The organism is Streptomyces sp. NPDC026673 (assembly GCF_040638135.1).
GTDB lineage: Bacteria > Actinomycetota > Actinomycetes > Streptomycetales > Streptomycetaceae > Actinacidiphila.
Window position 1 is genome coordinate 1 of the sequence record NZ_JBEZXR010000182.1, and the last position, 1,743, is coordinate 1,743.

Annotated in this window: 2 protein-coding genes; both read left to right on the forward strand. The window is 70.3% G+C overall.

The window, feature by feature from the left end; all coding sequences use genetic code 11:
• Window positions 1-870: ATP-binding cassette domain-containing protein (locus AB0F62_RS42745; protein ID WP_361812316.1), on the forward strand; the 870-nt coding region annotated here is incomplete at its 5' end.
• Window positions 867-1,658 carry an ABC transporter permease gene (locus AB0F62_RS42750; protein ID WP_361812319.1) on the forward strand — a complete coding sequence of 264 codons (792 nt, stop codon included), beginning with the start codon at window positions 867-869 and terminating at the stop codon, window positions 1,656-1,658. The genes AB0F62_RS42745 and AB0F62_RS42750, both read left to right, overlap by 4 nt.
• Window positions 1,659-1,743: the final 85 nt, after the last annotated feature.

Here is a 1,743-nt window from a genome sequence, read left to right on the forward strand (position 1 = left end):
GTCTTCGCGCTCCTGGGGCCGAACGGTGCCGGGAAGACCACCGTCGTCAAGATCCTTTCCACGCTCGTGTCCGCCGACGGCGGGCAGGCGCAGGTCGGGGGGCACGACCTGGCCGCCGATCCGCAGGCGGTGCGTGCCGCGATCGGTGTCACCGGGCAGTTCTCCGCGGTCGACGGCCTGATCACCGGGGAGGAGAACATGCTCTTGATGGCGGACCTGCACCACCTGCCCAAGCGCGAGGGACGGCGGATCGCGGCCGAACTGCTGGAGCGCTTCGACCTCACCGAGGCCGCGTCACGACCCGCCTCCACCTACTCCGGCGGCATGAAACGCCGCCTCGACATCGCCATGACCCTGGTCGGCGACCCGCGGATCATCTTCCTCGACGAACCGACCACCGGCCTGGACCCCCGCTCCCGCCACACCATGTGGCAGATCATCCGCGAACTCGTCACCGGCGGCGTCACCGTCTTCCTCACCACCCAGTACCTGGAGGAAGCCGACGAACTCGCCGACCGCATCGCCGTACTCCACCACGGCACCATCGCCGCCCAGGGCACCGCCGAGGAACTCAAACGCCTCATCCCCGGCGGACACCTCCGACTGCGCTTCACCGACCCCGCCGCCTACCGCGACGCCGCCCGCGCCCTGCCCGGCACCACCCACGACGACGAATCCCTGACCCTGCAGATCCCCACCGACGGCAGCCAACGCGACCTGCGCACCATCCTCGACCGCCTGCACACCGCCGGCATCGAAGCCGACGAACTCACCGTCCACACCCCCGACCTCGACGACGTCTTCTTCGCCCTCACCGACACCACCGACAGCACCGACATCCCCCACCAGCCCAAGGAGGCTGTCCGATGAGCACCCTGCCCCTCGCCCTGCGCGACTCCTCCACCATGCTGCGCCGCAACCTCCTGCACGCCCGGCGCTACCCCTCCCTCACCCTGAACCTCCTGCTCACCCCGATCATGCTGCTGCTGCTGTTCGTCTACATCTTCGGCGACACCATGAGCGCGGGCATCGGCGGCGGCGCTCCCGACCGCACCGAGTACATCGCCTTCGTCGTCCCCGGTCTCCTGCTGATGACCATCGGCAGCACCGTGGTCGGCACCGCGGTGTCCGTCTCCAACGACATGACCGAGGGCATCATCGCCCGCTTCCGCACGATGGCGATCCACCGCGGCTCCGTGCTCATCGGACATGTCATCGGCAGCGTGCTGCAGTCCGTCATGAGCGTGCTCCTCGTCGGCGCCGTCGCCGTGGCCATCGGCTTCCGGTCCACGGACGCCACGCCCCTGGAGTGGCTCGCGGCGCTCGGACTGCTCGTGCTCTTCGCCACGGCCCTCACCTGGATCGCCGTCGGCATGGGGCTGATCAGCCCGAACGCCGAGGCCGCCGGCAACAACGCGATGCCCCTGATCCTGCTGCCGCTCCTGTCCAGCACCTTCGTCCCCATCGACGCGATGCCCGGCTGGTTCCAGCCGATCGCCCAATACCAGCCGTTCACCCCCGCCATCGAGACCCTGCGCGGGCTGCTCCTCGGCACCGGGATCGGGAACAACGGATGGCTCGCCGTCGCCTGGTGCACGGCGCTGACCGTGCTCGGCTACCTCTGGTCGACCGCGAAGTTCAACCAGGACCCGAAGTAGCCGCCCCGACACCGCGGGCCCGCCGCCCGCGCCCCGTCCCGCCCGAGGGCGGCGTACACCGGCACCCCGCCGGCGCACGCCGCCC

Coding starts and splice junctions, on each gene's coding strand:
- AB0F62_RS42750 (WP_361812319.1), top strand. CDS start 867: ATGAGCACCCTGCCCCTCGCCCTGCGCGACTCCTCCACCATGCTGCGC.